This window comes from Pseudoalteromonas rubra, from assembly GCF_005887095.1.
Taxonomy (GTDB): Bacteria; Pseudomonadota; Gammaproteobacteria; order Enterobacterales; family Alteromonadaceae; genus Pseudoalteromonas; species Pseudoalteromonas rubra_E.
This window is the reverse complement of sequence record NZ_PNCI01000058.1, coordinates 70,319-77,672: the sequence shown is the minus strand read 5'-3', so window position 1 is coordinate 77,672 and position 7,354 is coordinate 70,319. Positions and strand designations below refer to the sequence as shown.

General features: G+C 48.9%; 7 protein-coding genes. All 7 read left to right on the top strand.

The annotated features are described in order from the left end of the window. The first annotated feature begins 80 nt into the window (after positions 1-80). Positions 81-1,211, top strand: coding sequence for a FimV/HubP family polar landmark protein (locus CWB99_RS20775; RefSeq protein WP_138686220.1), 1,131 nt, complete (start codon positions 81-83; stop codon positions 1,209-1,211). Between the two features lie 93 nt (positions 1,212-1,304). Next, on the top strand, positions 1,305-2,102 hold the full coding sequence (truA, locus tag CWB99_RS20770; RefSeq protein WP_054016522.1) for a tRNA pseudouridine(38-40) synthase TruA: 798 nt from the start codon (positions 1,305-1,307) through the stop codon (positions 2,100-2,102). A gap of 166 nt (positions 2,103-2,268) precedes the next feature. Beyond that, on the top strand, positions 2,269-3,144 hold the full coding sequence (accD, locus tag CWB99_RS20765) for an acetyl-CoA carboxylase, carboxyltransferase subunit beta (protein ID WP_138552132.1): 876 nt from the start codon (positions 2,269-2,271) through the stop codon (positions 3,142-3,144). A gap of 22 nt (positions 3,145-3,166) precedes the next feature. Further along, positions 3,167-4,429 carry a bifunctional tetrahydrofolate synthase/dihydrofolate synthase gene (folC, locus tag CWB99_RS20760; protein WP_138552133.1) on the top strand — a complete coding sequence of 421 codons (1,263 nt, stop codon included), beginning with the start codon at positions 3,167-3,169 and terminating at the stop codon, positions 4,427-4,429. A gap of 12 nt (positions 4,430-4,441) precedes the next feature. Beyond that, complete coding sequence (locus CWB99_RS20755; protein ID WP_138552134.1) at positions 4,442-5,137, top strand: SPOR domain-containing protein; 696 nt, start codon at positions 4,442-4,444, stop codon at positions 5,135-5,137. A gap of 61 nt (positions 5,138-5,198) precedes the next feature. Continuing rightward, positions 5,199-5,693 carry a CvpA family protein gene (locus CWB99_RS20750; protein WP_138552135.1) on the top strand — a complete coding sequence of 165 codons (495 nt, stop codon included), beginning with the start codon at positions 5,199-5,201 and terminating at the stop codon, positions 5,691-5,693. A gap of 18 nt (positions 5,694-5,711) precedes the next feature. Next, on the top strand, positions 5,712-7,238 hold the full coding sequence (purF, locus tag CWB99_RS20745) for an amidophosphoribosyltransferase (protein WP_138552136.1): 1,527 nt from the start codon (positions 5,712-5,714) through the stop codon (positions 7,236-7,238). The last annotated feature ends 116 nt before the right edge of the window (positions 7,239-7,354 follow it).

Sequence of the window (7,354 nt, the reverse complement as noted above, 5' to 3'; positions counted from 1 at the left end):
CCCCCCCCCGCCCCCCCCCCCCCTCCCGTTGTTTTATTCAGCCGCAGCCCGGCTCCCGAGCGGCGCAGTCGTGACTTGGAGTGCCGCCGGGGGCTCTTCCGATCTCAGAAGAAGCGACATTAAGCGATGAAGCCCTGGCCGACGAAGACTTCCCGGAGTTTGACGAAGAAGACGCGCTGAGCGCGATGGATGCCGAGCCTGAGGCAGAAGAGCCTGCAGCGGAACAAGCCCCAGAAGAAGCGACATTAAGCGATGCAGCTCTGGCCGACGAAGACTTCCCGGAGTTTGACGAAGCAGACGCGCTGAGCGCGATGGATGCCGAGCCTGAGGCAGAAGAGCCAGCAGCGGAACAAGCCCCAGAAGAAGCGACACTAAACGATGAAGCCCTGGCCGACGAAGACTTCCCTGAGTTTGACGAAGAAGACGCGTTGAGCGCGATGGACGCTGAGCCGGATGGCGAAATAGCGCTGGAAGATCTGGAAGATGATTTATCGGATCTCATGTTGTCTGATGAAGACCTGGCAGGACTTGCCGACAGTAGTCCTCAGGCAGAGGAAGACTTGCAGGGAGCTGAACTGGCCTTAGAACCGGACGCATTTTTAGATGAATTAACGGACCTGGCGGAAGACGATGATGATGTGCTGGAACCAGAGATCAACATAGATGAAGCTGCCATTGAAGATGAGTTTCTGGCAGAGCTGAACGAAACAGATTTCAGTGCTTTACTCGATGATTCTGCTGAGCCGGATACGTCGGAAGTTAATTTGTCAGAAGACACCGAGCTGGACTTTGATGCGCTGTTAAGCGAGGAACTGGCACAGGACCTCGAAATTGAAGATATTGACGAGCCTGCAAAAGAAAGCCTGTCAGGGGACGAAGCAAGTGCCGATGACGCAACAGCGGGTGAAGGGGATTTCCTTGAGATAGATGATCTTCTCTCACAAAGTGAAGATGAGCCGACCCAGGAAGAACCCTATCAGTCGCCAGATATGGATGTTGGGCTAGGCGATTTTGAAGAACTACTGGCCGGTGAAAATGCCACGGATGTCGATCTGGAAGAAGACGGATACGCCGCCAAACTGGATCTGGTTCGTGCATATATTGAAATTGGAGACTTTGACTCGGCAGAAAATGCCGTTGAAGAAATCCTGAGTAATGGTCCTGAGTCGGTACAGTCAGAAGCACAGGCACTCAAACAGCAGATCAAATAGACCATCGATGCCAACGAGACAATGATGTTGGTATTATTGGCGGTGATCGCATAAAATGCGCGGCTAAGTTCGAAATGAGAGTTTGAGTAGTTTATGCGTGTAGCTTTGGGTATTGAATACAATGGTGGCAATTACAGTGGCTGGCAACGTCAGTGTAATGTAAATAGTGTTCAGGAGGAGCTGGAAACAGCCCTGTCTAGCATCTGTAACCATAAGGTCGATGTGGTCTGTGCCGGGCGCACTGATGCGGGCGTACATGCCACCGGTCAGGTCATCCATTTTGATACCCATTCTGATCGGGACATGAAAGCATTTACACTCGGTGTCAACTCTCAGCTGCCTGACGATATTGCTGTGCGCTACGCGACGCCGGTCCATGACGAGTTTAGTGCACGTTTTAGTGCAACGGCCAGACGCTATCGTTATGTGATTTATAACAGTGTCAATCGCCCGGGCATTTTACGCAGTGGGGTAACCCATTACTATCATCCGCTGGATGCTGAGCTTATGCAGGCAGCGTGTCCGGTGATGATTGGTGAGCATGACTTTTCTTCTTTTCGTGCTGTACATTGCCAGTCAAATTCTCCTTGTCGTAACATTCACCACTTGCAGGTTGACCGGTTTGGTGATTACATTGTCATTGATGTTAAAGCCAATGCATTTTTACACCATATGGTACGTAATATCACCGGGTGCCTGATGGACATTGGGGTGGGTAAATACCCACCAGAGTGGATGGCTGAGCTACTAAGTATTAAAGACCGCACACAAGCCAGCGCTACCGCTAAGCCGAATGGTTTATATCTGGTAGATGTCGATTATCCTGAGCGCTGGCAGATCCCCACAACGCCAGCTGGTCCTCTGTTTCTGCCCGAGGTAACGATTCGTTAATCACGCTGAGCGATGACTAAAGCAAACCTGAGCGCGAGCGTCTTAATCGTAAGAGACAACTAAGACCAGTTTTTTATATCACTGATGTCTTAATCATGTTTTAATTGAGAAAATCTGTCTGCTTTTTGCAGATCGCGACACAGAATGAGCACTAAGAGAGTTGCAAATGAGTTGGTTAGAAAAAATCTTACCTAAAACGGCTAAATCAACGGGTAAAAAAGAGATCCCGGAAGGCGTTTGGGCAAAATGTACGGACTGTGATTCAATCCTGTACAAAGCGGAATTGGAAAAGTCACTGCACGTCTGCCCTAAGTGTGGTCATCACATGCGGATCAGCGCACGTAAGCGTTTGGAAAGCTTTTTAGACGAGGGTGGCCGCGTTGAGTTAGGTACTCAGCACGAACCAAAGGATGTACTCAAGTTCAAAGATTCCAAAAAGTACTCTGATCGTATCACTGCTGCGCAAAAAGTCAGTGGCGAGAAAGATGCGCTGGTAGCCATGAAAGGCTCCCTGAAAGGGATCCCGGTTGCCGCGGTGGCGTTTGAATTCTCCTTTATGGGTGGCTCAATGGCCTCTGTCGTGGGTGCACGCTTCGTCGATGCCGTGAATGAGTGTTTAGAACACAATATGCCACTGGTGTGTTTCTCTGCATCAGGTGGTGCACGGATGCAAGAAGCTTTAATGTCTTTGATGCAGATGGCTAAAACCAGTGCAGCTCTGGCTAAAATGAGCGAGCGTGGCTTGCCGTTTATCTCTGTGATGACTGACCCGACAATGGGTGGTGTTTCTGCTTCACTTGCTATGCTGGGCGACATTAATGTGGCAGAACCTAAAGCTCTGATTGGTTTTGCAGGTCCTCGTGTTATCGAACAAACAGTACGTGAAACTTTACCAGAAGGCTTCCAGCGTAGTGAATTTCTGCTGGAACACGGTGCAATTGACATGATAATCGACCGTCGTGAAATGCGTGACTCTTTGGCACGTATCCTGGCTAAGTTCATGAACTTGCCTTCTACCGAACAAGAGCATAGAGTAGCGTAAAATTTTCTAATTTGAGCGCACTATGTCAAAGACTACACCAAGCCAATCATCTTCACTGAATGATTGGCTTTGTTATTTAGAGCAGTTACACCCAGCCAACATCGCGATGGGCCTGGAGCGCGTTGCTAAGGCTGCGAACAATATCCACTTGCTTGATAGCCCCAGTAAAATTATTCTGATTGGCGGCACTAATGGTAAAGGCACCACGGCCCGTTGTCTGGAAGCCATGCTGCTGGCACAGGGCTACAGCGTCGGCACTTATGCTTCTCCGCATCTTATTCACTACAACGAACGTGTTAGGATCAATGGTAAAACCTTGCCCGATCAGTCTCATGTCGACGCTTTTTATGCGTTAGATCAGGGGCGCGGCGACGTTGAATTGACGTTTTTTGAGTACGGTACTTTGGGTGCCTTGTGGTTATTCAAACAGCATGCGGTAGATTATGTGTTGTTAGAAGTGGGTCTGGGTGGCCGCTTTGATGCAACCAATATTGTGACGCCTTATGCAAGTGTGATCACCACCATAGACCTTGACCATAAAGAGTTCCTGGGTGATACCCGAGAGCTAGTGGGCTACGATAAAGCAGGGATTTTCCGCACAGACACACCTGCTATCGTAGGCGACCTAGATATTCCACATACCGTGACCGAGTATGGTGAGGAAATTAAGGCAGAATTGATCCTGTCAAAACGTGATTTCCATTTTACGCCTTTGGCCGATGGGTTACGCTGGCAATATGGTGAGCACGACCTGACGTTGGCACAGCCTGCCATCCCTGCGCAAAACGTGGCAACAGCGTTAACGCTTCTGGCCAGGCTTAACTTATTACCTGATGCAGAGCAGATAAAGCAAATTCTGTCCGGGTTACAAGTGGAAGGGCGGTTTATGCAGCTCAGTCAACAGCCATTAATTTACACCGATGTGGCGCATAACCCTGAATCGGCACGCTACCTGAGAACGCAATTAATGCGTTTGAAAAATCAGGGCTTTAAAATTCATGCCTTAGTCGCTATGCTTGCTGATAAGGATAAAGCGAGCGTGATTGATGCCCTGTCAGATGTGGTTGAAAAGTGGAGCTGTGCGTCTTTGGAAGGTCCCCGTGGCGAACGAGCAGAGCAGCTGCTGACATTGTTGCCAGCACCGCACCGTGAGCACAGTCAGGTATTTGCGAGTGTTGACTCGGCCCTGCAAAGTCTGCTTCCTCAGCAACACCAAGACACAGCGCTGATTATATTCGGCTCGTTTGTGACCGTGGCCGCGGCCATGCAGTACTGGCAAAAGTAGAGAGCAATAGTTGTGAACTCAGGATTTATTAACCGACTGGTCGGCACCAGCATCGTAGTGATTGCGGCGGTGGTGTTTATACCTAATATTTTGGATGGCGAAAAAGTCCACTATAAGGAAGGATTTAAGCCTATCCCGGAGCGTCCTGAGTTCTCGACCATAGAGTTAAAAAACCGCATAGACGAACGCGCATCGCTGGCGACAGAGCCAATGGAAGAGGTGGTGGAAGAGATCAGTGCGGATGATGATCAACTCAGTGCTGAACTGACATCTGCCGAGCAACAGAGTGACATACAAGGGCAGCAACAACCAGAGTCACCAGTGGTCGACGTTGCGGACAGTAAGGTCGCAGATAAGCCCGAATTAGTCCAACCAGTAAGCGAACTGCCGGCTAAGCCCAACACTACTGCACCTGAGGTGAAAAGTGAGCCGTTGACACGTCCCGAGTCTTCTAACTTTACGCAAATGGCCTATGTCATTCAGCTTGGTAGCTTCTCACATAAATCAAATGTTAAAGCACTGACTAAAAAACTGACCGAGAATGGCTTTAAGACGTTTACCCGCCCGGTAAAAACACCCAATGGTACCCTGACCAAAGTGTTCGTCGGACCAGATTTAAATAAAGCTAAACTGGAAGCTAAGCTCCCAGAATTAAAGAAATTAACTAAGTTAAACGGCCGCCTTACTCAATTTACCGTGGTAAAATGATCTGGTAATTGATGGGCGTGTCTTATAGAATGCGCCCCAAATTAACGACTTATTGGTTTATATGATCTGGGTTGATTACGCCATCTTTGCAATTGTCGGTATCTCGACACTGTTTGGCCTGATGAGAGGTTTTGTGAAAGAAACCATGTCACTCGTGGTTTGGATCGGCGCCTTTTTCATATCCAGTTTATTCTACCAATACCTTGCAACCTTCCTGACCTTCATTTCAGAACCCCTTTTAAGAAATGCCGCCGCAATCGCCATACTTTTTATTGCGACACTTGTGTTAGGTGGGTTTGTCAATTATATCTTAGGTGAACTCGTACAGCGTACGGGCTTGTCTGGTACCGATCGCCTGGTTGGCATAGTGTTCGGTGCGATGCGGGGCGTGCTGGTCGTTAGCGCCGCGTTGTTTTTCCTGGATGCCTTCACCAAAGCCCCCGAGACATCGTGGTGGCAGGCATCCCAAGTAATCCCTGAATTTGGCTTTGTAATAGAATGGTTTTTTTCCTATCTAGAACATAACTCAAGCTTTTTGAATTCAGCAAACCGTTAATCGGCGAGGAAATTTTTAATGTGTGGTATCGTTGGGATAGTCGGAACATCTTCTGTTAATCAGGCGATTTATGACGGCTTAACTGTTTTGCAACACCGTGGCCAAGATGCAGCCGGCATCATTACCATTGACAACAATACGTTCAGCTTACGCAAGGCCAATGGCCTGGTCAAAGACGTGTTTCATACCCGTCACATGAAGCGTCTGCAGGGTAACATTGGCATCGGTCATGTGCGTTATCCGACAGCCGGTTCTTCCAGCTCAGCGGAGGCACAGCCTTTTTATGTAAATTCACCGTTTGGTATCGCCATGGCGCACAACGGTAATTTAACCAATGCGGAAGAGCTGAAAGAGCGTCTGTTCACTAAGGCACGCCGTCACGTCAACACGACGTCTGACTCAGAAGTGCTGCTGAATATCCTGGCGTATGAGCTGGGACGTAGCGACAAAATGAAGCTGGAACCTGCTGATATGTTTAACGCCATCAGCGAAGTGAATCAGCAAGTGTCGGGTGGATATGCCACCATTGCTATGATCATCGGCCATGGTATTCTGGCGTTTCGTGACCCGCACGGTATTCGTCCTTTGGTATTCGGTAAGCGTGAAACTAAACGTGGCGTTGAATACATGTTTGCGTCTGAGAGCGTGGCATTGTCTATCGACGGGTTTGAATTCGTTCGAGATGTGGCACCAGGCGAAGCCATCTATGTGACTGAAGACGGTCAGTTCCATTCGCAGATCTGTGCCAACAAAACCATGCACGCGCCGTGTATTTTTGAGTTTGTTTACTTTGCACGTCCGGATTCGAACATCGACAATATGTCGGTCTATGCCACCCGTGTCAATATGGGTACTAAGCTGGGTGAGAAGATAAAACGCGAATGGGCCGACAAAGACATTGACGTAGTTATCCCAATTCCGGAGACATCTTGCGATATCGCACTGGAAATCGCATCGGTGCTTGAACTCCCTTATCGTCAGGGTTTTGTTAAAAACCGCTATATCGGCCGTACTTTCATCATGCCTGGTCAGGAACAGCGTAAAAAGTCGGTACGTCGTAAGCTAAATGCCATCGACCGAGAGTTTGCCGGCAAAAACGTACTACTGGTTGACGATTCTATCGTTCGTGGTACGACATCGGCGCAAATCGTTGAAATGGCGCGTGATGCGGGTGCAAAGAATGTCTACTTCGCTTCGGCAGCACCAGAAGTACGCTTCCCGAATGTGTACGGTATCGATATGCCATCGGCTGCAGAGCTGATAGCCCACGGCCGTGATGTAGAAGACATCAATGCCAGCATCGGCTCAGACGGCCTGATCTATCAGTCAATCTCTGATCTGAAAGACGCGGTGGCACTGGAAAACCCAGAGATCACACGCTTTGAAACCTCTGTGTTTGATGGCCAGTACATTACCGGTGATGTAAATCAGGATTACCTGAATCGGATTGATGCACTGCGTAATGACTCGGCAAAATCGACACGTGAAAAAGCCATGTCGGCAAGCCTTGAGCTGCACAATCAGGAAACGGGTGAAGGTGAGTAATTTAGCCTAAGGTGTTTAAAAAAAGGGCCGCGATTGCGGCCCTTTTTGTTAGATTTCTATAGGATAAAAGCAAAGGAAGCGAGCTGACCTACGCACCATTGAGGGGCATAAGCGCG

Bases quoted from the DNA above. Each gene is read 5' to 3' on its own strand.
- accD (WP_138552132.1), top strand. From the start codon at position 2,269: ATGAGTTGGTTAGAAAAAATCTTACCTAAAACGGCTAAATCAACGGGT.
- folC (WP_138552133.1), top strand. From the start codon at position 3,167: ATGTCAAAGACTACACCAAGCCAATCATCTTCACTGAATGATTGGCTT.
- CWB99_RS20750 (WP_138552135.1), top strand. From the start codon at position 5,199: ATGATCTGGGTTGATTACGCCATCTTTGCAATTGTCGGTATCTCGACA.
- truA (WP_054016522.1), top strand. From the start codon at position 1,305: ATGCGTGTAGCTTTGGGTATTGAATACAATGGTGGCAATTACAGTGGC.
- purF (WP_138552136.1), top strand. From the start codon at position 5,712: ATGTGTGGTATCGTTGGGATAGTCGGAACATCTTCTGTTAATCAGGCG.